Origin of the sequence: Caenimonas terrae, from assembly GCF_042655405.1 — a bacterium.
GTDB lineage: Bacteria > Pseudomonadota > Gammaproteobacteria > Burkholderiales > Burkholderiaceae_C > Ramlibacter > Ramlibacter terrae_A.
This window is the reverse complement of sequence record NZ_JBHSMF010000009.1, coordinates 267,228-289,426: the sequence shown is the minus strand read 5'-3', so window position 1 is coordinate 289,426 and position 22,199 is coordinate 267,228. Positions and strand designations below refer to the sequence as shown.

The 22,199-nt window shown below is 70.4% G+C and carries 23 protein-coding genes and 1 riboswitch; of the genes, 19 read left to right on the top strand and 4 right to left on the bottom strand.

Annotated features, from left to right (window positions below; translation table 11 throughout):
- The first annotated feature begins 1 nt into the window (after position 1).
- Positions 2-919, top strand: a complete 918-nt coding sequence (gene argF / locus ACFPOE_RS15040; protein ID WP_376850940.1) for an ornithine carbamoyltransferase — start codon at positions 2-4, stop codon at positions 917-919.
- 3 nt (positions 920-922) lie between these two features.
- Here the strand turns inward: argF and ACFPOE_RS15035 are convergent, their stop codons facing one another.
- Positions 923-1,294, bottom strand: coding sequence for a hypothetical protein (locus ACFPOE_RS15035; RefSeq protein WP_376850939.1), 372 nt, complete (start codon positions 1,292-1,294; stop codon positions 923-925).
- Positions 1,295-1,529: 235 nt separating this feature from the next.
- Here ACFPOE_RS15035 and kynB point away from each other — a divergent pair, with 235 nt between their 5' ends.
- Genes kynB through kynA form a run of 3 tightly spaced genes read left to right on the top strand, consistent with a single transcriptional unit; the run spans position 1,530 to position 4,350 of the window.
- A complete protein-coding gene (gene kynB / locus ACFPOE_RS15030) occupies positions 1,530-2,189 on the top strand; it encodes an arylformamidase (protein WP_376850938.1) in 660 nt (219 codons plus the stop codon).
- Positions 2,186-3,499 carry a kynureninase gene (gene kynU / locus ACFPOE_RS15025; RefSeq protein ID WP_376850937.1) on the top strand — a complete coding sequence of 438 codons (1,314 nt, stop codon included), beginning with the start codon at positions 2,186-2,188 and terminating at the stop codon, positions 3,497-3,499. The genes kynB and kynU overlap by 4 nt, the downstream gene beginning before the upstream one ends.
- Before the next feature lie 2 nt (positions 3,500-3,501).
- Entirely contained in the window at positions 3,502-4,350 is an 849-nt protein-coding gene (gene kynA / locus ACFPOE_RS15020) for a tryptophan 2,3-dioxygenase (protein ID WP_376850936.1), read from the top strand.
- A 54-nt stretch (positions 4,351-4,404) separates the two neighbouring features.
- On the opposite strand, the gene ACFPOE_RS15015 is transcribed toward kynA, so the two are convergent.
- Positions 4,405-5,580: an FAD-dependent monooxygenase gene (locus ACFPOE_RS15015; protein WP_376850935.1), complete on the bottom strand. Its 1,176-nt coding sequence runs from the start codon at positions 5,578-5,580 to the stop codon at positions 4,405-4,407.
- A 41-nt stretch (positions 5,581-5,621) separates the two neighbouring features.
- A riboswitch (TPP riboswitch) is annotated at positions 5,622-5,713 on the top strand.
- Between the two features lie 68 nt (positions 5,714-5,781).
- Here ACFPOE_RS15015 and thiD point away from each other — a divergent pair.
- The 15 genes from thiD (at position 5,782) to ACFPOE_RS14940 (ending at position 17,978) form a co-directional block, all read left to right on the top strand.
- Positions 5,782-6,636: a bifunctional hydroxymethylpyrimidine kinase/phosphomethylpyrimidine kinase gene (thiD, locus tag ACFPOE_RS15010; RefSeq protein WP_376850934.1), complete on the top strand. Its 855-nt coding sequence runs from the start codon at positions 5,782-5,784 to the stop codon at positions 6,634-6,636.
- Position 6,637: 1 nt separating this feature from the next.
- Positions 6,638-7,732, top strand: coding sequence for a LuxE/PaaK family acyltransferase (locus tag ACFPOE_RS15005; protein ID WP_376850933.1), 1,095 nt, complete (start codon positions 6,638-6,640; stop codon positions 7,730-7,732).
- Complete coding sequence (locus ACFPOE_RS15000; RefSeq protein WP_376850932.1) at positions 7,729-9,189, top strand: acyl-CoA reductase; 1,461 nt, start codon at positions 7,729-7,731, stop codon at positions 9,187-9,189. Before ACFPOE_RS15005 ends, ACFPOE_RS15000 begins: the two co-directional genes overlap by 4 nt.
- An 8-nt stretch (positions 9,190-9,197) precedes the next feature.
- Positions 9,198-9,944 carry an ABC transporter ATP-binding protein gene (locus ACFPOE_RS14995; RefSeq protein WP_376850931.1) on the top strand — a complete coding sequence of 249 codons (747 nt, stop codon included), beginning with the start codon at positions 9,198-9,200 and terminating at the stop codon, positions 9,942-9,944.
- On the top strand, positions 9,941-10,708 hold the full coding sequence (locus tag ACFPOE_RS14990; protein WP_376850930.1) for an ABC transporter permease: 768 nt from the start codon (positions 9,941-9,943) through the stop codon (positions 10,706-10,708). Before ACFPOE_RS14995 ends, ACFPOE_RS14990 begins: the two co-directional genes overlap by 4 nt.
- An 11-nt stretch (positions 10,709-10,719) precedes the next feature.
- On the top strand, positions 10,720-11,724 hold the full coding sequence (locus ACFPOE_RS14985; RefSeq protein ID WP_376850929.1) for an ABC transporter substrate-binding protein: 1,005 nt from the start codon (positions 10,720-10,722) through the stop codon (positions 11,722-11,724).
- Positions 11,721-12,488: an SDR family oxidoreductase gene (locus tag ACFPOE_RS14980; protein WP_376850928.1), complete on the top strand. Its 768-nt coding sequence runs from the start codon at positions 11,721-11,723 to the stop codon at positions 12,486-12,488. Before ACFPOE_RS14985 ends, ACFPOE_RS14980 begins: the two co-directional genes overlap by 4 nt.
- Positions 12,485-13,561: an FAD-dependent oxidoreductase gene (locus ACFPOE_RS14975; protein ID WP_376850927.1), complete on the top strand. Its 1,077-nt coding sequence runs from the start codon at positions 12,485-12,487 to the stop codon at positions 13,559-13,561. Before ACFPOE_RS14980 ends, ACFPOE_RS14975 begins: the two co-directional genes overlap by 4 nt.
- Positions 13,554-13,772 (top strand): sulfur carrier protein ThiS, encoded by a 219-nt coding sequence (gene thiS, locus ACFPOE_RS14970; RefSeq protein ID WP_376850926.1) that lies wholly within the window; start codon positions 13,554-13,556, stop codon positions 13,770-13,772. Before ACFPOE_RS14975 ends, thiS begins: the two co-directional genes overlap by 8 nt.
- Positions 13,773-13,782: 10 nt before the next feature.
- Positions 13,783-14,619, top strand: coding sequence for a thiazole synthase (locus ACFPOE_RS14965; RefSeq protein ID WP_376850925.1), 837 nt, complete (start codon positions 13,783-13,785; stop codon positions 14,617-14,619).
- Positions 14,616-15,587 (top strand): thiamine phosphate synthase, encoded by a 972-nt coding sequence (locus ACFPOE_RS14960; RefSeq protein ID WP_376850924.1) that lies wholly within the window; start codon positions 14,616-14,618, stop codon positions 15,585-15,587. Before ACFPOE_RS14965 ends, ACFPOE_RS14960 begins: the two co-directional genes overlap by 4 nt.
- A gap of 91 nt (positions 15,588-15,678) precedes the next feature.
- Positions 15,679-16,029, top strand: coding sequence for a cupredoxin domain-containing protein (locus ACFPOE_RS14955; RefSeq protein WP_376850923.1), 351 nt, complete (start codon positions 15,679-15,681; stop codon positions 16,027-16,029).
- A gap of 20 nt (positions 16,030-16,049) precedes the next feature.
- Positions 16,050-16,904, top strand: a complete 855-nt coding sequence (locus ACFPOE_RS14950) for an FTR1 family iron permease (protein ID WP_376850922.1) — start codon at positions 16,050-16,052, stop codon at positions 16,902-16,904.
- Between the two features lie 34 nt (positions 16,905-16,938).
- Positions 16,939-17,682 (top strand): hypothetical protein, encoded by a 744-nt coding sequence (locus ACFPOE_RS14945; RefSeq protein WP_376850921.1) that lies wholly within the window; start codon positions 16,939-16,941, stop codon positions 17,680-17,682.
- Positions 17,683-17,714: 32 nt separating this feature from the next.
- Positions 17,715-17,978 carry a GIY-YIG nuclease family protein gene (locus ACFPOE_RS14940; protein ID WP_376850920.1) on the top strand — a complete coding sequence of 88 codons (264 nt, stop codon included), beginning with the start codon at positions 17,715-17,717 and terminating at the stop codon, positions 17,976-17,978.
- On the opposite strand, the gene ACFPOE_RS14935 is transcribed toward ACFPOE_RS14940, so the two are convergent.
- A complete protein-coding gene (locus ACFPOE_RS14935) occupies positions 17,975-19,237 on the bottom strand; it encodes a D-amino acid dehydrogenase (protein ID WP_376850919.1) in 1,263 nt (420 codons plus the stop codon). The genes ACFPOE_RS14940 and ACFPOE_RS14935 overlap by 4 nt on opposite strands.
- The gene (locus ACFPOE_RS14930) at positions 19,234-22,125 is read right to left on the bottom strand and encodes an aconitate hydratase (protein WP_376850918.1); all 2,892 of its coding nucleotides are present in this window, start codon (positions 22,123-22,125) and stop codon (positions 19,234-19,236) included. The genes ACFPOE_RS14935 and ACFPOE_RS14930 overlap by 4 nt, the downstream gene beginning before the upstream one ends.
- Between the last annotated feature and the right edge of the window lie 74 nt (positions 22,126-22,199).

Below are 22,199 nucleotides of genomic sequence, written 5' to 3'. Positions count from 1 at the left end.
CATGGCCATCCGCCACTTCCTGCAGTTCAGCGACTTCAGCGCCGACGAATACGCCTGGCTGTTCGAGCGCGCCGCTGCGATCAAGAAGAAGTTCAAGGCCTACGAGAAGTACCACCCGCTGGCGGACCGCACGCTGGCGATGATCTTCGAGAAGGCCTCCACCCGCACCCGCGTGAGCTTCGAGGCCGGCATGTACCAGCTGGGCGGCTCCGTGGTCCACCTGACGACAGGCGACAGCCAGCTGGGCCGGGCCGAGCCGATCGAGGACAGCGCCAAGGTGATCAGCCGCATGGTGGACCTGGTGATGATCCGCACCTTCGGCCAGGACAAGATCGAGCGCTTCGCCGAACACTCGCGGGTGCCGGTGATCAACGGCCTGACCAACGAATTCCATCCCTGCCAGATCCTGGCGGACGTCTTCACCTACATCGAGCACAGGGGCTCGATCAAGGGCAAGGTCGTCGCCTGGGTCGGCGACGGCAACAACATGGCCAACACCTGGCTGCAGGCGGCGGACCTGCTGGGCTTCACGGTGCACCTGAGCACGCCCAGCGGCTACGAGGTGGACCAGGCCGTGGCCGGCATCCGCAGCCGCGACAGCTACAAGGTGTTCAACGACCCGATGGAAGCCTGCCGCGGCGCCGACCTGGTGACCACCGACGTCTGGACCAGCATGGGCTACGAGGCGGAGAACGAGGAACGCCGCAAGGCCTTCGCCGACTGGTGCGTCGACGCGGACATGATGCGCGCCGCCAGGCCGGATGCCCTGTTCATGCACTGCCTGCCCGCCCACCGCGGCGAAGAGGTCGAAGCCGATGTCATCGACGGCCCGCAGTCGGTGGTGTGGGACGAAGCCGAGAACAGGATGCATGCGCAGAAGGCGCTGATGGAGTTCCTGCTGCTGGGCAAGGTGGCCTGACCCTCAGGGCTGGTGGCCGGGCCGCAGCGGCAGGCCGGGCCGGCCCTCGATCCTCCCGAGCTTGACCAGCCGCGCCTCGACGGCGACGCGGCTGCGGCCCAGCTCCAGCGCCAGTTGCTTGATCTGCCGGCCGGCGTCGAAGGCGGCCAGCAGCTTGTCGTCGTCCTCCCCGGTCCAGGTCTTGCCGGCATTGGCCGGCGGCTCGCGCCGCCCCCGAGGCCCGTCGCATTGCTGGAGCGCCTCGGACACCGCGAACAGCGCGCGGATCACCGGGGGCTCGTTGTACGGACTGTCGGGCGGCATCATCTCCCCGGTGACGGGATGGATGCCCTGGGCCAGGACGTTGATGATCTCGCGGGCGGTGTGCAGTTCCATGGGATGCTCCTGAAATTGGAAACGGAGGGACTTTCACGGGCCTGTATCGACATACAGTGACCGGTCAACGAGCCTTTGCCGGCGCGGGTTGACGCCCGGTTGCGGCGCCTCCACAGCTTGCAGGATGGCGCCGGCCGCGGTCCGGCCGCGGCGATCCTTTAGGCCTCAAGTATTTTTGCGCGCTGTTGGCGGGAACCGACACCACGGCCGAAACGGGCGGCGCAAACTCCGCTCCATGAGCACGCGCATCTGGGACATTTCTCCCCCCGTCCAGGAGGGCGCTCCGGTCTTTCCCGGCGACACGCCGTACCGCCAGCGCTGGGCCGCGCAGATCGCGCCGGGCTGCCCGGTCAACGTCAGCGAAATCACGCTGTCGCCCCACGTGGGCGCCCACGCGGACGCCCCGCTGCATTACGACCCCACCGGCCAGACCTCCGGCCAGCTGGCGCTGGAGCCCTACCTCGGCCCCTGCCGCGTGATCCACGCGATCGGCAAGGGACCGCTGGTGACATGGGAGCATCTCGCCCATGCGGCCAGGGACCTGCCCGCGCGCGTGCTGGTGCGCACCTACGAGCGCGCGCCGGTGGAGCGCTGGGACCCGCAGCTCGCCGCCTTCGCCGCCGCGACCATCGAGCAGCTGGCCGATCTCGGCGTGCTGCTGGTGGGCATCGACACCGCCAGCATCGACCCGGCCGAGAGCAAGGAGCTGCCCAGCCACCAGGCGATCCGCCGCCGCCGGCTGCGGGTGCTGGAGAACCTCGTGCTGGACGACGTGGCGGAAGGCGATTACGAGCTGATCGCGCTGCCGCTGAAACTGATGACGGCGGACGCCTCCCCCGTTCGCGCCATCCTGCGCGAAATTCCCAATCCCGCGCCATCCTCCGACCTGCCATGACCACACTGCAAGACTGCCTCGCGCGCGACGCGCAGGACCCGCTGCGCGGCCTGCGCAAGCTGTTCAAGCTGCCCGAGGGCGTGATCTACCTGGACGGCAACTCGCTGGGCGCGATGCCGGTGGCCGCGGCGGCGCGCGTCGTCCAGGCGGTGACGCAGGAGTGGGGCCAGGGCCTGATCCGCTCCTGGAACAGCGCCGGCTGGTTCGAGCTGCCGCAGAAACTGGGCAACAAGATCGCGCCGCTGATCGGCGCCGAGGCCGGCGAGGTGGTGGCGACCGACAGCACCTCGATCAACCTGTACAAGGTGCTGAGCGCCGCGCTGCAGATCGCCGGGCAGGACGCACCCAAGCGCAGCAAGGTGGTGAGCGAGCGCAGCAACTTCCCGACCGACCTCTACATCGCCGAGGCCCTGTGCCGCCAGCGTGGCTACGACCTGCACCTGGTGGACAGCGACCGCATCGAAGCGGCGCTGGCCGACGACACCGCGGTGCTGATGCTCACGCACGTGAATTACCGCACCGGCGCCATGCTCGACATGGCGCATCTCACCGCGCAGGCGCGCGCCGCCGGAGCGCTGACGGTCTGGGACCTGGCGCACAGCGCGGGCGCGGTGCCGGTCCACCTGCATGCGGCGAAGGCGGACTTCGCCGTGGGCTGCGGCTACAAGTACCTCAACGGCGGCCCGGGCGCGCCGGCCTTCGTGTGGGTGCATCCGCGCCATGCGGACCGCTTCTGGCAACCTCTTGCCGGCTGGTGGGGTCATGCGGCGCCGTTCGAGTTCACGCCCGACTACCGGCCGGCGCCGGGCATTTCGCGCTATCTGTGCGGCACCCAGCCGATCCTGAGCATGACGGCGCTGGAGTGCGGGCTGGACGCCTTCGTCGCGGCCGAAGCCGTGGGCGGCATGCAGGCGGTGCGCGCCAAGTCGCTGGCGCTCACCGACCTGTTCATCGCCCTGGTGGAAGAGCGCTGCGCCGGCCACGGGCTGGGCCTGGCCACGCCGCGCGAGCATGGGCGGCGCGGATCGCAGGTCTGCCTCACGCGCAAGCACGGCGCCTACGCCATCGTGCAGGCGCTGATCGCGCGCGGCGTGATCGGCGACTTCCGCGCCGGGGCTTCGATCCTTCGACAAGCTCAGGACAGGCCAGGCTCAGCCCGAACGGACGACCACGACATCCTGCGCTTCGGCTTCACGCCGCTGTACACCGGCTTCGCCGACGTGTGGAACGCGGTGGAGCAGCTGCGCCAGGTGCTGGCCGGCAGCGAGTGGGAGCGGCCCGAGTTCAACCAGAAGCACGCGGTGACCTGAGCATGAAGCCGACGCCAACACCGGAAGACATCGTGCGCGAGGAAAAGGCGCAGCTGGATTTCAGCCGCGACATGAGCTACGGCGACTACCTGCAGCTGGACGCCATCCTGGGCGCGCAGAAGCCGCTCTCGCCCGACCACAACGAGATGCTGTTCATCATCCAGCACCAGACCAGCGAGCTGTGGATGAAGCTGATGCTGCACGAGCTGCACGCGGCGATCGCGGCGGTGGCGCAGGACGAACTGGGCACCGCGTTCAAGATGCTGGCGCGGGTGTCGCGCATCATGGAGCAGCTGGTGCACGCCTGGGACGTGCTGGCGACCATGACGCCGCCGGAGTACAGCGCGATCCGCCCGTACCTGGCCAGCTCCAGCGGCTTCCAGAGCGCGCAATACCGCTGCATCGAGTTCGTCCTGGGCAACAAGAACGCGGCGATGCTCAAGCCGCACGCGCACCGGCCCGACCTGCTGGCGCTGGTGCAGCAGGCGTACGAGGCGCCGTCGCTCTACGACGAGGCCCTGCGCCTGCTGGCGCGGCGCGGGCTGCCGGTGCCGCAGGACCACATCGCGCGCGACTGGACCCAGCCCTATGCCGAGAGCGAACAAGTGGAAAAGGCCTGGCTGATCGTCTACCGCGACACCAAGCAGTACTTCGATCTCTATCAGCTGGGCGAGGAACTGACCGACCTGGAGGACGCGTTCCGGCTCTGGCGCTTCCGCCACGTGACGACGGTGGAACGGATCATCGGCTTCAAGCGCGGCACCGGCGGCACCGGCGGCGTCAGCTACCTGCGCAAGATGCTGGACGTGGTGCTGTTCCCGGAGATCTGGAAGCTGCGCACCGACCTGTGAGTCCTGTCATGCCGGCGCGTCATCCCGGTCAGGCCCGGGATGACGTGACCGCCGTCACCGGTACAGCCACGGCTGGTCCAGCAGCCGTTCGCCCAGCAGGCGCAGCGACAGGTCGCGGCCCCACTGCACCGGGCCGGTGGCATGGAAGATCCGGCCGTTGCGCTCGGCCTGGCGCTGCACCCGGGCGCAGCGCTCCCAGCGATTGAGCGCATAGCGGCGCAGCGCGGTGGCCGGATCGGCGATGCGGTCGCGCGCCATCGCCAGGCAGCGTCCCAGTTCCTGCGCGTCCTCGATCGCCATGCCCGCCCCCTGCGCCAGGTAAGGCCGCATCGGATGCGCGGCGTCGCCCAGCAGCGCCACCCGGCCATGCGACATCGCCTGCGCGCCCTTGAGCGGCGGCCGCTCGTGCAGCACCCACAGCAGCCAGTCGGGCGCGGCCTGCACCAGCTCCTGCAGCGCGGCGCAGGTCGCACCTAGCGCCTGCTGCAGGTCGCCGGCCGCCGCGGCCTGGTCCCAGGCTTCGGGCTCCGCGGTCAGCGCGCCCTGCACGATCGCCACCACATTGAGCCAGTCGCCGCCGCGCACCGGATAGGTCACCACGTGCAGCCGCGGACCCAGCCACACCGTGACCTCGTCGCTGCGCAGCGACTTCGGCAGGTCCTGTTGCGCGACCAGCGTGCGGTACGCCAGGTGGCCGGTCGACACCGGCGGCCCGTCGGCCCAGATCTCCTGCCGCACGCGGCTCCACAAGCCGTCGGCGCCGACCAGCGCGTCGCCCTCGATCTCGGTCGGCCCGCCCAGGCTGACCAGCACCGCGTCGGGCGCCTCGCGCACGCGCTCGATGCGCGCCTGCACCAGCAGTTCCGCTCCGGCGTCAGCAGCGCCGTCCAGCAGCACGCGATGCAGGTCGGCGCGGTGCAAGGTGGCGTAGGGAGCGCCGTAGCGCTCCAGCAGCGCGGGGCCGAGCATGAGCTGGGCCAGCACCTCGCCGTTGCCGGCGCTGCGCACCGCCAGCCGCTGTGGAAAGGCCGCCACCCGCGCCAGCGCCGTCCCCAGTCCCCAGGCTTCCAGCACCCGCGTCGCGTTGGGCCCGAGCTGGATGCCGGCACCGGCCTCGCCGAAGCCATCGGCCTGCTCGAACACGCGCGGATGCCAGCCGGCGCGCGCGCTGGCGATGGCGGCGGCCAGGCCGCCCATGCCGGCGCCCGCGATCAGGACTTGCTTGCTCATGAGGGCGATTGTGCACAGCGCATCGCAAGGGGAGTAAGATCGGCTCCGCTCCGGGGTGCACGCAAGTGCTGAGATTCAAACCCGTGAACTTGAACCGGTTAATGCCGGCGGAAGAAGAGCCTCCACCCTGACCCTGCGGCGTCGCCTGCCGGGTCCCGGTGGCCTTCGGAGCACCTGTTGTCACGGTCACGAAGGATCCAGATGAACGTCCCTGCCGCCGCTCCCCCGCGCTTCCGCTATCCGCGCGTGTTGTCGATCGCCGGTTCCGACAGCGGCGGCGGCGCCGGCATCCAGGCCGACCTCAAGACCTTCGCCGCGCTCGGCTGCTTCGGCATGACGGCGGTCACGGCCCTGACGGCGCAGAACACGCTGGGCGTGCGCTCGATCCATTCGGTGCCGGCGCAGATGCTGCGCGACCAGATCGATGCGGTCGTCGAGGACATCGGCGTCGACGCCGTCAAGATCGGCATGCTGCACAGCGCCGAAACCGTGGCGACGGTGGCCGCCGCAATCGATCGCCACGGTCTGTCCCGTGTGGTGCTCGACCCGGTGATGATGTCCACCAGCGGCGCCAAGCTGATCGACGACGAGGCCCAGGCCGTGCTGGTGCGCGAGCTGTTCCAGCGCGTCGCCCTGGTCACGCCCAACCTGGACGAAGCAGGCCTGCTGGTGGGACGGCCGCTGCAAAGCGAGGCGGACATGGAACTGGCGGCGCGCGAATTGCTGGCCATGGGCGCGCCGGCGGTGCTGCTCAAGGGTGGCCACCTGGCCGGCGCCACCGTCAGCGACCTGCTGCTGGTGCGCGACGGCGCGCCGCACTGGATGCGGGCGCCGCGGATCGCGACCGGCAACACGCACGGCACCGGCTGCACGCTGTCCAGCGCGATCGCCGCGCAGTTCGCGCTCGGCGCCCGGCTGCAGCCGGCGGTGGAACTCGCCCGCGCCTACGTGCGCGCCGCGCTGGAGGCCGGCGCGCAGGTGCGCACCGGCGCCGGCAGCGGGCCCCTGAACCATTCCCATGCACCGCAAGCCATGCGGCTGCTGCCGCTGCACTGACATGAGCAGCATCTCCGATCACGACGAGGTCGTCGCCGCGGTGCTGGCGTTCATCGCGCAGGACGGTTGCGACGACGCGCAGTTCGACGCGCTGGCGCTGCGCCTGTTCGCCTACCAGTACGCCAGCGACGAGCCTTACCGGCGCTTCTGCCAGCGGCGCGGCGCCACGCCGCGCACCGTGAAGCACTGGCCCGGCATTCCACCCGTGCCGATCGACGCCTTCAAGGAACTGAGCCTGCGCAGCCGGCCGCCGCAGGCCGGCGAACGCGTGTTCATGACCAGCGGCACCACCCGCAGCGACATCAAGGGCCGGCATTTCCATCCGACGCTGGCGGTGTACGACAGCTCGATGACGCGCAACTTCGCCCGGCGCTTCATGCAAGGCAGCGCCCGCATCGAGATGGCGATCCTGTTCCCGGACGAACAGCTGATGCCCAATTCGTCGCTGGCGCACTACCTCGCGCTGGCGGCCAGCGAGTTCGGCACCGCCGACAGCCGCTACTACGTCGGCCCGCAGGGCCTGGACAGCGCCGGCCTGTGCGAAGCGCTCGCCAGGGCGCAGCGCAATGCAACGCCCTTCGCCCTGCTGGGCGCCAGCTTCAGCTTCGTCCACCTGCTGGACGCCTTGCGCGAACAAGGGCGCTCGTTCCGCCTGCCGGCCGGCAGCCGCGTGCTGGACACCGGCGGCTACAAGGGCCAGTCGCGCGAGCTGCCGCTGGACGCCTTCTATGCGCAGCTCTCGCAGGCGCTGGGCGTCGACCGCTCGCGCTGCATCAACATGTACGGCATGACGGAGCTGAGCACGCAGTTCTACGACGCGGGCAACGCGCAGGTGCCCTCGGTCAAGTCGGGCCCGCACTGGATCCGCTCGCGCATCGTGGACCCGCTCAGCGGCCGCGACGTGCCGGCCGGCGAGCGCGGCATCCTGGCGCACTGCGACCTGGCCAACTTCAACTCGGTCACCACCATCCTGACCGAGGACGTCGGCCTCGCCGCCGACGGCGGCTTCCTGCTGCTCGGGCGCGCCGAGGGCGCGCAGGCCAAGGGCTGCTCGCTGGCGGTGGAAGAATTCATCAAGGCGGCGGCCGCGGCATGAGCACCCAGCGCGTCATCGCCGGCTACCTGCCCGGCCTGGCCCATGGCGATGTCCAGTGGCGCACGCTGGCCTTCGCGTCGGCAGCCGGACGGGCCGAGGTAGAGGTTCCGGTGCTGAGCGCGCAGCAGATGACGGCGCTGGCCCGGCGCGTGCAGCAAGCGAGCCGCCTGCACCTGCGCACCATGACCGTCTCCCAGATCGTCGAGGTGATCGATCGTGCCATCGCGCGGCTGCTGGACCCGGCCGATCCGTACCGCCGGCAGGCCGACCGCCTGCTGCCGGTCACCAGCGGCTACGACGCCGACATGGTGCGGCTGGGCCTGACCGGCTTCTTCAAGACCTTCCGCGCGCCGCAGCTGCAACGCTTCGTCGCCGAGGACTTCGGCAACCCCAAGCTGCTCGACGAATTCCAGCCGCGGCCCAAGGGCGGCGCCGCCAGGGCGTTCGGGCCGCAGCTGCTGGTCCACTCCTGGGCCGGCAACGTGCCGGCGCTGCCGCTGTGGAGCCTGGCCTGCGGCCTGCTGGTCAAGGCCGGCAGCATCGGCAAGCTGCCCAGTGCCGAGCCGCTGTTCGCCAGCCTGTTCTGCCGGCTGCTGGCCGAGGTCCATCCGCCGTGGGCCGACTGCCTGGCGGCGGTCTGGTGGAAAGGCGGCGAGACGGAGCAGGCCGCCGCGCTTTATGCGCAGGCCGACACCGTGCTGGCCTACGGCGGCAACGCGGCGCTGGACGAGATCCGCCGCCAGCTGCCGGTGACGACGCGCTTCCTGCCGTATGGCCACAAGCTGGGCTTCGGGATGATCGGCGCGGCGGCGCTGGACAGCCTGCGCGGGCCGGCCACCGCGCGGCTGGCGGCCCACGACGTGATGCGCTACGACCAGCAGGGCTGCTACTCGCCGCACATGTTCTACGTGGAGCGCGGCGGCCAGGTGGCGCCGCGCGAGTTTGCGCACTACCTCGCCAGCGAGCTGGCCAACCTGCAGCGGCGCTTTCCGCGCCGGACGCTGGCGCTGGACGACGCGGCCGCCGTGGCCGGCTGGCGCCAGGCCGGCGAACTGCAGGCGCTGGCGGGCAGCGGCGTGGAACTGGTCGGCGCCGAGGGCGCGGACTGGGGTGTGTCCTATGCCGACCTGGCCGGCTCGCTGGCGCCGACGGCGGCCAACCGCAGCATCCAGGTCGTCGCCGTCGACGCGCTCGACGACGTGATCGCGCAGGTGGAGGCGCACCGCCCTTTCCTGCAGACCGCCGGACTGGCGGTGGCGCCGGCGCAGCTTTACCGGCTGGCGGACCAACTGGGCGCAGCAGGCGTGACGCGCATCGCGGCCATCGGCTCGATGACCTCGCCCGAGGCCGGCTGGCACCACGACGGCCGCTTCAACCTGCTGGACCTGGTGCGCATGGTCGAGATCGAGCAGTCGGCCGAACTGGCCGCGGACCGCATCGCGCCTTACGCCGAATGAGCGCACCGATGCACTTCCTCGAAATCGACAAGGTGAGCTTCACCTATCCCGGCTGGCCGCCGGTGGTGCAGGCGGTCGACTGGGACATCGCGGAAGGCGAATTCCATTGCCTGGTCGGGCGCAGCGGCTGCGGCAAGACCACGCTGCTCAAGCTCGCGGCCGGCCTGCTGCGGCCGGACAGCGGCAGCATCAGCCTGCAGGGCCGGCGGTTGCTGGCGCCGGGGCCGCAACTGGGCTTCGTGTTCCAGTCGCCGACGCTGCTGGAATGGCACCGCGTGATCGACAACGTGCTGCTGCCGGTCTCGCTGCAGCACACGCCGACGGCGCAGGAGATCGACAAGGCCGGCCGGCTGCTGGAACTGCTCGGGCTCTCGGCCCACGCGCGCCACTACCCGCGCCAGCTGTCCGGCGGCCAGCAGAGCCGGGTCGCGCTGGCCCGCGCCCTGATCCTGGAGCCGGCGCTGCTGCTGCTGGACGAACCGTTCGCCGCGCTGGACGCGATCACGCGCGCCGAGTTGCAGGACGACCTGCTGCAGATGTGCAGCCTGCGCCGCACCACCGTCATGTTCGTCACCCACGACATCGCCGAAGCCGTCTACCTGGGCGACCGGGTGGCGGTGATGGACGGCGGGCGCATCGTGCAGGACATCCGCATCGACGTGCCCAAGCCGCGCGAGCCCGAGGTGCGCTACGGCGCCGCCTTCAACCGCCACTGCGCCCAGGTGCGCGCGGCCATGGACCTGGCCACCGCATGACGCTCACACCCATCCAGTCGCGCGTCGGCTCCGTCGCCCTGCTGCTGGTGCTGCTGGCGGCGTGGGAACTGGCCTCGCGCGCCGCGGGCCTGTCGGCGCTGGTGCTGCCGGCTCCCTCGGCGGTCGGCCGCTCGCTGTGGACCGGCCTGGCCAGCGGCTACCTGTGGCCGCACATCCTGGCCACCGCCATGGAACTGCTGGCCGGGCTGGCAATCGGCTGCGCGATCGGCTTCGCCAGCGGCGTGCTGATGGCGGAATCGAGCGTGCTGCAGGGCCTGCTCAAGCCCTACATCGTGGTCAGCCAGGTGATCCCCAAGCTGGCGCTGATGCCGCTGTTCATCGTCTGGTTCGGCTTCGGCATGACCTCCACCGTGGTGATCACCGCGCTGATCTGCTTCTTCCCGCTGATGGAGAACACCGTCACCGCGCTGCAGCAGGTGGACCCGCAGCGGCTGGAGCTGTTCCGCATGCTGGGCGCCAGCCGGCGCCAGACGTTGCTGCGGCTCAAGCTGCCGAGCGGGCTGCCCGCCATCCTGGCCGGCCTGCGGGTGGCCGTGGTGCTGGCCCTGGTCGGCGCCGTGGTCGGCGAGTTCATCGGCGCCAGCAAGGGCCTGGGCGCGCTGATCATCGCGTCGCAGGGAATGATGGACACGCCGCTGATGTTCGCCGTGCTGGTGGTGATCGCCGCCCTGGGCCTCGCGCTCTACCGGGCCACGCTCTCGCTGGAGCGCTGGCTGCTCGCTCCCTATACCCAAACCCCCTGAAGGAAGCTTCGATGACATTCTCGTCTTTCCGCCGTGCCGCTCTGCTGGCCGCCGCCCTCCTGTGCCTCGCGGGCGCCAGCCCCGCCCAGTCGGCGGCGCCGCTGGAGAAGGTGACGGTGGCCGGCTGGAGCAAGCCCATCACCGAGATCACCCACCTGCTGGTGGAGCAGGACAAGGGCATCTTCAAGGCCAACGGGATCGAACTGGCCTACGTGCCCGGCGCCGGCGGCGGCGACGCCATCCGCAACATCCTCACCGGCCAGGCCGACGTCGCCTTTACCGACCCGGGCTCGTTCTTCTCGGCGCTGGACAAGGGCGAGAAGCTGCGCGCGATCTACGACATCTATCCGCAGAACGTGTTCAACGTGGTGTCGCTCAAGTCGCGCAACATCACCAGGCCGTCGAACCTCAAGGGCAAGAAGATCGGGGTCTACAGCCTGTCCAGCGGCACCCGGCAGCACCTGCTGGTGCTGCTGCACCAGGCCGGGCTGGCCGAATCGGACGTCACCATCGTCGTCACCGGCCTGCTGAACTTTGCGCCGCTGCTGCAAGGCCAGGTGGACGCCACCGCCGCCACCGACACCGGCCTGCTGGTCGGCCGGCTCAAGGGCCTGGGCGAGGTGAACGTGATGGAGGTGAAGGACTCGCTGAACGTCTCCAGCGACATGTTCGTGGTGCGCGAGTCGGTCTACCAGCAGAAGCACGAGTTGCTCAAGCGCTTCCTCAAGGCCTACCGCGACAGCGCCGCCTGGATGATCGCCAACCCCGACGAAGCGGCGACGCTGGCGATGAAGCGCGCCATCGACGGCACCGACCGCGCGACCAACCTGGCGGTGATCCAGCTGCGCAACGCGGCCAGCGTGTCGCCTGCGACGGCCAGGTCGGGGCTCGGCGCGCTGGACCTCGCATCGCTGCAGAAGGCTGCCGATGCCTATCGCTCGCTGGGCATGATCGAGCACCCGATCAAGGTGTCGGATGTGGTGAGCAGCGACCTGCTGCCGGGACCCCGGCCATGAACTTCGAGGGCAAGGTGGTGCTCGTGACCGGTGCCGGCCGCGGCATCGGCGCCGCCATCGCCCAGGCCTTCGCCGCCGAAGGAGCCACCGTGGCGGTCAATTACCTGAGCAACGACGCGGCGGCCGCCGAGGTGGTCGCCGGCTGCAAGGCGGCCGGCGGCGACGCCTGGGCGGTGAAGGCCGACGTCGGTTCCGCCGACGCGGTGCAGGCGATGGTCGACCAGGTGCTGGCCGACACCGGCCGCATCGACGTGCTGGTGAACAACGCCTTGCGCCCCTACGCCTTCGATCCGCAGCGGCGCAAGCTGTTCGGCGAGCTCCAATGGCAGGACTACCAGGCGCAGTTCGACGGCTCGGTGGGCGCCAGCTACAACGTCTGCAAGGCGCTGGTCCCGCACATGCAGCAGCGGGCGCAGGGCAGCATCGTCAACATCGTCAGCGACCTGGTGGAGCGGCCGGTGGTGCCGTACCACGACTACACCACGGCGAAGTCCGCGCTGGTCGGGTTCAGCCGCAACCTGGCCGCCGAACTCGGGCCACTGGGCATCCGCGTCAACTGCGTCGCGCCGGGCCTGGTCTATCCCACGCACGGAAGCAGCGCCACGCGCGAGGACTTCCGCGAGGCCATCGTCGCCGCCACGCCCTTGCGCCGCATCGCCCGGCCCGAGGACGTGGCCGGCCCGGTGCTGTTCCTGGCCTCCGACTGGAGCCGCTTCATGACGGGACAGGTGCTGTTCGTCGACGGTGGGCTGGTGATGAAATGAAGGACAAGGCATCGATCGGCATCGCCGGCGCCGGCCTGCTCGGGCGGCTGCTGGCATGGCAGCTGGCGCGGGCCGGCCACCGCGTCGGCGTGTTCGATCCGGCCGCCGATGCGCTGCCGACCTTCGACGGCCGGCAGGCCGCCGGTTTCACGGCCGCAGGCATGCTCAGCCCGCTGGCGGAACTGGACACCAGTTCCACGGACGTGGCGGCGCTGGGCTGGCGCTCCATCGCGCTGTGGCGCGCCATCGTGGCGCAATTGCAGGCGCCGCCCCAATTCAGCACCGAGGGCAGCCTGCTGCTGGCCCATCGCAGCGACGCCGGCAGCGCGCAGCGGGTGCTGGCACGCCTGGCCGCTGCGCCCGCGGGCACGGCGCATGCGCAGCCGCTGTCAATGGCGCAACTGGCGCAGCTGGAGCCGGCGTTGCACGGCGCCGCTCACGCGTGGTTCCTGCCGGGCGAGGGCCAGATCGATCCGGTTGCAGCGCTGCTCGCGCTCCACGCCGAAGCGCCAGCGGTCCAATGGAATTGGGGCCAGGCGGTCGAATCGGTCGCGCCCGGAACGCTGTTGCTGCAGGACGGGAGCAAGCAGCGATTCGACCTCGTGTTCGACGTGCGCGGCACCGGCGGCCGGCCGGAACTGCCGGTGCGCGGCGTGCGCGGCGAGACCGTATGGCTGCACGCGCCGGGCCATGGACTGACGCGGCCGGTCCGGCTGCTGCATCCGCGCCATCGGGTGTACCTGGTGCCGCGGCCCGGCGACGTCGTGCTGGTGGGCGCCAGCGAGATCGAGAGCGAGGACCGCTCGCCGGTCTCGCTGCGCAGCGCCGTCGAACTGATGTCGGCCGCGCACAGCGTGCTGCCGGCGCTGGCCGAAGCGCGCATCCAGCGGCTGGACGTCAACCTGCGGCCGGCGCTGCCGGACAACGAGCCGCACATCGAGAGCGCGTCCGGCCTGGTGCGCATCAACGGCCTGTTCCGCCACGGCTGGCTGATCGCGCCGGCGCTGGTGGAAGACGCCTTGCGGCAATGCGGCCTGGCGCCGCGACAGACAGCGGAGCTGGCCCATGAATGAACTGACCGTGATTGCACTGACGCTGGATGGCAAGCCGCACTCGGTACCCGCCGGCAGCAGCCTGGCCGCGCTGGTGGATTCGCTCGGCCACGCGCCGAACAAGGTGTCCACGGCGGTGAACGGAATGTTCGTGGCGCGCGGCCAGCGCGGGTCCTGCGTGCTGCAGGAAGGCGACGCCGTGCTGCTGTTCCAGCCCATCGTGGGCGGATGAATTGAAAGTGATGACGACGATGAATGCTTCCACTCCATCGACCGGCGCCGACTGCTGGACGGTCGGCGATGTGTCCATGACCAGCCGCTTCCTGCTCGGCACCGCCGGCTATCCATCGCCGCAGGTGCTGCGCGACTCGATCGTCGCGGCCGGCACCCAGGTCGTCACCGTGGGCCTGAAGCGCACGCTGGCGGCGGCCGGCGACAACGGCTTCATCGGCGTGATCCAGCAGGCGCTGGCGGACACCGGCGCCCGCCTGCTGCCCAACACCGCCGGCTGCCGCAGCGCGCGCGAGGCGATCCAGCTGGCGCACATGGCGCGCGAGCTGTACGACACGCCCTGGCTCAAGCTGGAAGTGGTGGGCGACGAACACACGCTGCAACCCGACATGTTCGAGCTGCACGCGGCGGCGGCGCAGCTGGTGAAGGACGGCTTCACCGTCTTTCCGTATTGCACCGACGACCTGGTCGGCTGCCGCCGGCTGCTCGATGCCGGCTGCCCGCTGCTGATGCCCTGGGGCGCTCCGATCGGCTCCGGCCAGGGCTTGCTCAACGTGTTCGCGCTGCGCACGCTGCGCGAGCGGCTGCCGGACACCACCCTGATCATCGACGCCGGCATCGGCGCGCCGTCACACGCGGCCCAGGCGCTGGAACTGGGCTTCGATGCGGTGCTGCTCAACTCCGCGGTCTCGCAGGCGCGCGACCCGGCCGCGATGGCGCGCGCCTTCCGGCTGGCGATCGAGGGCGGGCGCATCGCGCGCCAGGCCGGCGTGATGGCGCAGCAGGACTTCGCCGTGGCCAGCACGCCGGTCGGCGGCGAGCCGCTGCTGCTCGGGGGCGCGCCATGATGCTGTTCCCCGGCGTGGACCTGCAGCAGGATGCGGACGGCGCCCTGCGCTGCTGGCTGGAGACGCAACACGCGCGTGGCTGGCTGACGCCGGTCGCGGCAGCAGGAACCCGCGACGGCTTTGCCCGCCAGTTCGAGGCCGCGCTCGGCGCAGGCTTCGTCGCCGCCGACGCCGCGGTGCTGGCGATGACGCGGACCTGCCATCCGCAGGCGCTGCCGCTGCTGTCCTGGGGCGAGCAGCCGGCAACCGCGGCCCCGGCATCGCGGCCCGGACGGCGGCTGGACCTGTACGCCATCGTCGACAGCGCCGAGCGCATGGAGCAGGTGCTGGCGGCCGGGGTGAAGACCGTGCAGCTGCGCATCAAGGCGCCGGAGCGGCCCGACGCCGCGTGGTCCGACATGCTGCGCGGCGAGGTGCGGCGCAGCGTCGCCGCCTGCGATGAGGCCGGTGCCGAGCTGTTCGTCAACGACCACTGGCGGCTTGCCGCCGAAGTGGGGGCACGCGGCGTGCACCTGGGGCAGGAGGACGTGCTGGCGCTGGGCGACGCCGGCCGCGCCGAGCTGGCGGCCACCGGCATGGCGCTGGGCATCAGTTCGCACAGCCTGTGGGAGTTGTGCCGGGCCCGCGTGCTGGGCCCGCGCTACATCGCCTGCGGCCCGGTCTGGCCGACGCTGACCAAGGCCATGCCGTGGCGGCCGCAGGGACTGGACAACCTGGCGTGGTGGTGCCGCATGGCCGGCGCGCCGGTGGTGGCGATCGGCGGCATCCTGGAGCCCGACAAGGTGTTCGAGGCCGCGCGCTGCGGCGCCGACGGGGTCTGCATCGTGCGCGGCCTGGGCGAACACCCCCGGGCCGTCGTCCCCCGGCTGCAGGCGGCGCTGGAGGCCGGCCGGCAGGCGGCCGCGGGCACTCCGCTGGAGCCGTCGCAGCCCCATCCCAGCCTGGACGCAGAGAAGGCGCGCGGCTGACACCCTGCCCCGGGTCCGGGCTCGAAAGGCAGCGCTTGCGTTTGCGAATCATTCGCATTACACTTTGGCCAACGCATACAAGAGCAGGCCAATGACCCGATTTCTTCCCTCCTCCCGTCTCATCAAGGCAAGCGCCGGCGCGATCGTGCTGGGGCTGGCGCAGCTGGCCGTGGCGGCCGACGCTGAGGCGCTGCTGGTCATCAAGGACCACCGCTTCGAGCCGGCGGAGCTGAAAGTGCCGGCCGGGCAGCGCGTCAAGCTGACGGTGCACAACCAGGACCCGACACCCGAGGAATTCGAGAGCCACAAGCTCAATCGGGAGAAGGTGATTCCCGGCGGCGCCAAGGCCGTGATCTTCATCGGCCCGCTCAAGCCCGGCAAGTACGAGTTCTACGGCGAGTACAACGAAGCGACGGCCAAGGGCGCCGTGGTCGCCGAATAAGCTTGTCAGGACCAACCCCCATGTTCGCCACCGCATTGATCGTGTTTCGCGAGACGCTCGAGGCGGCGCTGTTCGTGGGGATCGTGGCGGCCGCGACCCGCGGCCTGGCGGGACGGGCCCGCTGGCTGGCCAGCGGCGTCGCCGCCGGCGTGCTGGGCGCCCTGGCGCTGGCCGCCGGGGCGGACCAGGTCAGCGCCCTGGCCGACGGCATCGGCCAGGACCTGGTCAATGTCGGCATCCTGTCGCTGGCGCTGGTGATGCTGGCCTGGCACTGCATCTGGGTTTCCACCCACGGCCGCGAGATGTCCATGGACGCGAAGCAGCTGGGCTCCTCGGTGCGCGACGGCAGCCGCGGCCCGCGGGCGCTCACGGTGGCCGTGGCGTTGGCAGTGCTGCGCGAAGGCGCGGAAACCGTCCTGTTCGTGGCCGGCCTGGCCACCGGCGCCGCCACCGACACGCACTCGATGGTGCTGGCCGCTGCCCTGGGGCTGGCGGCGGGCGTGCTGCTGGGGTTGCTGATCTACCTGGGCCTGTCGCGCGTCAAGCCGCAGCACCTGTTTGCCGTGACCAACGTGCTGATCGTGGTGCTGGCCGCCGCGATCGCCAGCCAGCTGGCGCGTGCGCTGGCGCAGTCCGGCCTGGTGGAACTCTGGTCGGCGCCGGTGTGGGACAGCTCGCGGCTGCTGGCGACCGAGTCGCCGCTGGGCATCCTGCTGCATGCGCTGGCCGGCTACGACGCGACGCCTTCCGGCCTGCAGCTGGCCTTCTATGTCGCCACCCTGCTGGTGATCGGGCTCGCCACACGGCAGGTGCGCCGGCACGTGCACCATGACGCGGCCGGCCCACCCGCCCGGCCCCTGGCCGGCGCGCGCTAGGACTTTTCTTTCCCCCACCTCTCCAGGAGTCTTCATGCGATTCGCCCGATGGGCGGGGACGCTCGCCGTCCTCTGCCCGCTGCTCGCGCCAGCTTTCGTGCGCGCCGGCCCCAACGACTATGTGAAGACGCCCATCGTCGAAGAAGGCGAACGCGAGATCGACTTCAAGTGGGGCGCGCAGAAGTTCAAGGACGGCGGCAGCGGCACCGCCACCTCGGTCGGCTTCGGCTGGGGCGCGACCTCGTGGTGGTTCACCGAGCTGTACGGAAAATGGAAGCGCGAGCCGGGCTCCGCCGGCGGGTTCGACGCCGTCGAATGGGAGAACAAGTTCCAGCTGACCCCGACCGGCAAGTACCCGGTGGACATCGGCCTGCTGCTGGAGATCGAGCGGCCCAAAGACCGCTCCGAAGGCTACGAAGTGACGTACGGCCCGCTGCTGCAAAGCGAATGGGGCGCCGTGCAGGGCAACCTCAACCTGCTGTGGCAGAAGCACGTGCGGGCCAGCGAGCCGTTCGACACCGAGCTGCACTACGAGGCGCAGCTCAAATACCGCGCGTCCGAGCGCTTCGAGTGGGGCGCGCAGGGCTTCGGCTCGTTCGGCCGCTGGGATCACTGGGCCGCGTCGTCGGCGCAGGACCACCAGGTCGGGCCGGCCGTGTTCGGCAAGCTCAAGGTCGGGACCCGGCAGGCCGTGCGATACAACGCCGCGCTGCTGTTCGGCCTCACCAGCGCCTCGCCGCGCACCACGCTGCGGCTGCAGACCGAATACGAGTTCTGAGCGACACCCGGGGGGCAGGTAAAGTCGGCGCCGTGACCGCGCCGTCCATCCCCTACTGGCTCTACCTGCTCGAATGCGAGGGCGGCAGCTACTACGCCGGCATCGCCCGCGACGTCGAACAGCGCTTCCTGCTGCACCTGTTCGGGCGCGGCGCCCGCTACACCCGCGCCAACCCGCCGCTGCGGGTACTGGCCGCCCTGCAGTACGCCAGCAAGGGCGAAGCGCTGCAAGCGGAGTACCGCCTCAAGCAGCTGCCGCGCGGCCACAAGCTGGCCTTCTTTTCCCCGCGCGGCTAGTAGCGCGCGATCGTCAGGCCTTCGGTGTCGATGGCCGGCTGGCGCCCGCTGATCCAGTCGGCCATCAGCTGGCCGGTGCCGGTGGCCATGGTCCAGCCCAGCGTTCCGTGGCCGGTCGACAACCAGAGATTGCGCAGCGGCGTCGGGCCCAGCACCGGCGTGCCGTCCGGCGTCATCGGCCGCAGGCCGCTCCAGAAGCTGGCCTGCGCCACGTCGCCGCCGGCCGGGAACAGGTCGCTCACCACATGTTCCAGCGTGCGGCGGCGGGCCACGTGCAAGGACGGGTCGTAGCCGCTCAGTTCGGCGGTGCCGCCGGCGCGGATCCGGTCGCCCAGCCGCGTCAGCGCCACCTTGTGGGTCTCGTCCATCACGGTCGATTCCGGCGCCCGGCCCAGCGCCGTCGGCGCGTCGGCGATCGGGACCGTCAGCGAGTAGCCCTTGACCGGATACACCGGCAGCTTCAGCCCCAGCGGCCGCAGCAGCAGCGGCGAGTAGCTCCCCAGCGCCAGCAGATAGGCGTCGGCCTGGAGCGCACCCCGATCCGTCTCCACCGAATCGATCTGCCCGCCGCGCGCGTTCAGCTGCCGGATGCCGGTGCCGAACGAGAAGCTGACGCCGGCGGCCCGCGCCAGCTTCGCAATCTCGCTGGTGGACTTGAAGCAGTCGCCGGTTTCGTCGCCGGGCAGCAGCAGGCCGCCGACGAACTTGTCCTTCACCCGCGCCAGCGCCGGCTCCTGGCGGATGCAGCCGTCGCGGTCCAGCAATTCCCAGCCGACGCCGAAGCGCTTGAGCACCTCGATGTCGGCGCCGGTGCCATCGAGCTGGTGCTGGGTGCGAAACAGCTGCAGCGTGCCCTGCATGCGCTCGTCGTAGCGGATGCCGGTGTCCGCGCGCAACTGGCGCAAAACGTCGCGGCTGTATTCGGCCACCCGCACCATCCGGCTCTTGTTGATCTCGTAGCGGGCCGCCGTGCAGTTGCGCAGCATCGACAGGCCCCACAGCACCAGGTGCAGGTCCAGCCGCGGCCGGATCACCAGTGGCCGGTGCCGCATCAGCAGCCACTTGACCGCCTTCAGCGGCACGCCCGGTCCGGCCCAGGGCGCGGAGTAGCCGGGCGACACCTCGCCCGCGTTGGCGAAGCTGGTTTCCAGCCCCGGGCCCTCGCGCCGCTCGACGACCGTCACCTCGTGCCCCGCCCTGGCGAGGTAGTACGAAGCGGTGGTGCCGATGACGCCGGCGCCGAGGACCAGGACCTTCACGCGGCCAGCAGTTGCCGCAGCACGAAGGGCAGGATGCCGCCGTGCCGGTAGTAGTCCACCTCGATCGGCGTGTCGATGCGCAGCACCAGACGGATCTCGTCGCGGCTGCCGTCCTTGCGGGTGATGACCAGCTTGGCCTCGCTCTGGGGCTTGAGGTCGGGCGACGGGATCACGTCCACCCTTTCCTCGCCGGTCAGGCGCAGCGACTGCCAGGTGTCACTGCCCTGGAACTGCAGCGGCAGCACGCCCATGCCGACCAGGTTGCTGCGGTGGATGCGCTCGAAGCTGCGCGCGATCACCGCCTTGATCCCCAGCAGCTGAGTGCCCTTGGCGGCCCAGTCGCGCGACGATCCAGTGCCGTATTCCTCGCCGGCGAAGATCACCGTCGGCTGGCCGTCGGCGATGTACTTCATCGCTGCGTCGTAGATGAACAGCTTTTCGGCCGCGCCGTCCGGGCCGCGGTAGATGGTCAGGCCGCCCTCCTCGCGCGAGCCGTCCGGCAGCGCCGGCAGCATCAGGTTCTTGATCCGCACGTTGGCGAAGGTGCCGCGCATCATCACCTCGTGGTTGCCGCGCCGCGCGCCGTAGCTGTTGAAGTCGGGCTTGGGCACGCCGTTGGCCAGCAGCCACTGGCCGGCCGGCGAGCTCTCCTTGATGGAGCCGGCCGGCGAGATGTGATCGGTGGTGATCGAATCGCCGAACATCGCCATGATCCGCGCGTTGCGCACCGACACGGCGTCCGCGCCCTTCGGGTCGCGCGAGCCGTTCTTCGCCGCCGCCGGCTCCAGCGTGAAGTCCTTGAAGAACGGCGGCTCGGCGATGTAGGTGCTCTTGGGCCAGGTGTACGTTTCGCCGGAGACGCCGCGGATCTTCTCCCACAGCTCGCCCGGCTCGGTCTTGACCTTGCCGTAGTTGGCGCGGAAGGCCTTGCCGTTCATCGCGAATTTCATCAGCGCGTAGATCTCGTCGCTGGTCGGCCAGATGTCGCCCAGCCAGACGTCCTTGCCGCCGGTGCCCTTGCCCACCGGCTCGGTCATCAGGTCGCGCAGCACGGTGCCGGCGATGGCATAGGCCACCACCAGCGGCGGGCTGGCCAGGAAGTTGGCCTTGATGTTGGGATGGATGCGGGCCTCGAAATTGCGGTTGCCCGAGAGCACCGCGGCGCAGACCAGGTCGCTCTTGTTGATCGCCTCGTTGATCTCGGGCGCCAGGTCGCCCGAATTGCCGATGCAGGTGGTGCAGCCGTAGCCGGCCAGCGCGAAACCCAGCTGCTCCAGCGGCGCCATCAGGCCGGTTTGCGTGAGGTATTCCGTCACCATGCGCGAGCCGGGCGCCAGCGAAGTCTTGATGTGCGGCTGCACCCTCAGGCCGGCCGCCACCGCCTTCTTGGCCAGCAGGCCTGCTGCCAGCAGCACGCCGGGATTGGACGTGTTGGTGCAGCTGGTGATGGCGGCGATCAGGATGTCGCCGTTGCCGATGGTCACGTCTTGCACCGAGACGTCCTGCGAGGGCGCCTCGAACTGCGCGGACGCCAGCGTCGGCTTGTTGGCTTCCATCTCGTAGACGAAGCGCGGCGCGGCCGGCGGCGTCGGCGGATTGGACGGCACCTTGGGGTCGTGGGCCTCGCCGCCGTACCGCACCAGGTGGCGCGTCATCAGCAGGTCGGACGACTGGTTGAATCCGTTCTCGGCCGGCGGCTTGGAGAACAGCGATGCGAACTGGTCCGCCACCTTGCCCAGCTCGATGCGGTCCTGCGGCCGCTTCGGCCCCGACAGGCTGGGCGTGACGTCGCCCAGGTTCAGCCGCACCACCTGCGAATAGTCGATCTCGCCGGCCAGCGGAATGCCGAACATGCCCTGCGCCCGGAAATACGCCTCGAAGGCCTCGATCTCGTCCTTGCTGCGGCCGGTGCCGCGGAAGTACTCGATGGTGCGTTCGTCCACCGGAAAGAAGCCCATGGTGGCGCCGTATTCCGGCGCCATGTTGGCGATGGTCGCGCGGTCCGGCAGTGCCAGCGTGCGGGTGCCTTCGCCGAAGAACTCGACGAACTTGCCCACCACCTTTTCCTTGCGCAGGATCTCGGTGACGGTCAGCACCAGGTCGGTGGCCGTCACGCCTTCGCGCAGCCGGCCGCTCAGTTCGAAGCCGACCACGTCGGGCGTGAGCATGTAGACCGGTTGGCCCAGCATCGCGGCCTCGGCCTCGATGCCGCCCACGCCCCAGCCCACCACGCCGATGCCGTTGATCATGGTGGTGTGGCTGTCGGTGCCGACCAGGCTGTCGGGGTAGTAGACGCCGTCGCCGCCGCGGTGCACGCCGCGCGCCAGGTATTCGAGATTGACCTGGTGCACGATGCCGAAGCCCGGCGGCACCACGCCGAAGGTGCTGAAGGCCTGCATGCCCCACTTCATGAATTCGTAGCGCTCGCGATTGCGCTGGAACTCCAGCTTCATGTTCAGGTCGATGGCATCGGGCCGCCCGTAGTAGTCCACCATGATCGAGTGGTCCACCACCAGGTCCACCGGCACCAGCGGCTCGATCGAGCCGGGCGGGCGCCCCAGCCGCGCGGCGACGCTGCGCATCGCCGCCAGGTCGGCCAGCAGCGGCACGCCGGTGAAGTCCTGCAGCACGACGCGCGCCACCACGAACGGGATTTCCTCGGTGCGGTCGGCGTTCGGGAACCAGTTGGCCAGCTGGCGCACGTGTTCCGTGTGGACCTTCCGGCCGTCGCAGTTGCGCACCACCGACTCCAGCACGATGCGCATCGAGACCGGCAGCCGGGCGACCTTGGGAAACTGCTTGGCCAGCAGCGGCAGCGAATGGTACTTTCCGGTCTTGCCCGAGGGCGTGCGGAAAGTCTTGAGGGTATTGGCGAATGGATGGGGCATCTCGACCTCGGATTGTTGCTTTGCCTCATTGTGCCGTTTCGCCCGTGCCAATAGCGCCCGCAGCGGCATCGCGG

Excerpts from the sequence above, each read along its gene's own strand:
- argF (WP_376850940.1), top strand. The coding sequence starts at position 2 with ATGGCCATCCGCCACTTCCTGCAGTTCAGCGACTTCAGCGCCGACGAA.
- ACFPOE_RS15035 (WP_376850939.1), bottom strand. The coding sequence starts at position 1,294 with ATGGAACTGCACACCGCCCGCGAGATCATCAACGTCCTGGCCCAGGGC.
- kynB (WP_376850938.1), top strand. The coding sequence starts at position 1,530 with ATGAGCACGCGCATCTGGGACATTTCTCCCCCCGTCCAGGAGGGCGCT.
- kynU (WP_376850937.1), top strand. The coding sequence starts at position 2,186 with ATGACCACACTGCAAGACTGCCTCGCGCGCGACGCGCAGGACCCGCTG.
- kynA (WP_376850936.1), top strand. The coding sequence starts at position 3,502 with ATGAAGCCGACGCCAACACCGGAAGACATCGTGCGCGAGGAAAAGGCG.
- ACFPOE_RS15015 (WP_376850935.1), bottom strand. The coding sequence starts at position 5,580 with ATGAGCAAGCAAGTCCTGATCGCGGGCGCCGGCATGGGCGGCCTGGCC.
- thiD (WP_376850934.1), top strand. The coding sequence starts at position 5,782 with ATGAACGTCCCTGCCGCCGCTCCCCCGCGCTTCCGCTATCCGCGCGTG.
- ACFPOE_RS15005 (WP_376850933.1), top strand. The coding sequence starts at position 6,638 with ATGAGCAGCATCTCCGATCACGACGAGGTCGTCGCCGCGGTGCTGGCG.
- ACFPOE_RS15000 (WP_376850932.1), top strand. The coding sequence starts at position 7,729 with ATGAGCACCCAGCGCGTCATCGCCGGCTACCTGCCCGGCCTGGCCCAT.
- ACFPOE_RS14995 (WP_376850931.1), top strand. The coding sequence starts at position 9,198 with ATGCACTTCCTCGAAATCGACAAGGTGAGCTTCACCTATCCCGGCTGG.
- ACFPOE_RS14990 (WP_376850930.1), top strand. The coding sequence starts at position 9,941 with ATGACGCTCACACCCATCCAGTCGCGCGTCGGCTCCGTCGCCCTGCTG.
- ACFPOE_RS14985 (WP_376850929.1), top strand. The coding sequence starts at position 10,720 with ATGACATTCTCGTCTTTCCGCCGTGCCGCTCTGCTGGCCGCCGCCCTC.
- ACFPOE_RS14980 (WP_376850928.1), top strand. The coding sequence starts at position 11,721 with ATGAACTTCGAGGGCAAGGTGGTGCTCGTGACCGGTGCCGGCCGCGGC.
- ACFPOE_RS14975 (WP_376850927.1), top strand. The coding sequence starts at position 12,485 with ATGAAGGACAAGGCATCGATCGGCATCGCCGGCGCCGGCCTGCTCGGG.
- thiS (WP_376850926.1), top strand. The coding sequence starts at position 13,554 with ATGAATGAACTGACCGTGATTGCACTGACGCTGGATGGCAAGCCGCAC.
- ACFPOE_RS14965 (WP_376850925.1), top strand. The coding sequence starts at position 13,783 with ATGACGACGATGAATGCTTCCACTCCATCGACCGGCGCCGACTGCTGG.
- ACFPOE_RS14960 (WP_376850924.1), top strand. The coding sequence starts at position 14,616 with ATGATGCTGTTCCCCGGCGTGGACCTGCAGCAGGATGCGGACGGCGCC.
- ACFPOE_RS14955 (WP_376850923.1), top strand. The coding sequence starts at position 15,679 with ATGACCCGATTTCTTCCCTCCTCCCGTCTCATCAAGGCAAGCGCCGGC.
- ACFPOE_RS14950 (WP_376850922.1), top strand. The coding sequence starts at position 16,050 with ATGTTCGCCACCGCATTGATCGTGTTTCGCGAGACGCTCGAGGCGGCG.
- ACFPOE_RS14945 (WP_376850921.1), top strand. The coding sequence starts at position 16,939 with ATGCGATTCGCCCGATGGGCGGGGACGCTCGCCGTCCTCTGCCCGCTG.
- ACFPOE_RS14930 (WP_376850918.1), bottom strand. The coding sequence starts at position 22,125 with ATGCCCCATCCATTCGCCAATACCCTCAAGACTTTCCGCACGCCCTCG.